The sequence below is a fragment of the Pseudomonas sp. SIMBA_068 genome, from assembly GCF_046534705.1.
Lineage (GTDB): Bacteria > Pseudomonadota > Gammaproteobacteria > Pseudomonadales > Pseudomonadaceae > Aquipseudomonas > Aquipseudomonas putida.
The window spans coordinates 1-237 of sequence record NZ_JAWRYI010001627.1; the positions used below are offsets into that span (position 1 = coordinate 1).

At 65.4% G+C, this 237-nt stretch carries 1 pseudogene; it reads right to left on the bottom strand.

Features of this window, described 5'->3' with window-relative positions:
• Positions 1–237, bottom strand: a pseudogene (locus SB756_RS35235) (glycosyltransferase family 2 protein); the annotation flags it as partial.

A 237-nucleotide genomic window follows, 5' to 3' on the forward strand; every position in this document is an offset into this window, starting at 1 on the left:
GCCTTCAAGCAGCATGCGCGCGGCCACATAGGCGTCTTCGCTGCCGATCACGTCGTCGGGAAAACCGCCGACGGCCTGCAATGCGCTGCGTCGGTACACAGAAAACGAATCGGAGCTGAAGCAGGTCTTGATCCCCAGCTCCGGAGCATCGGCCAGGCTCTTGCTGCGGCTCTGGTCCGGGTAGTTGAAGTGCCGCGATTGCGCGCCCAGCACCCCGGCGTCCGGGTGCGGCAGTTG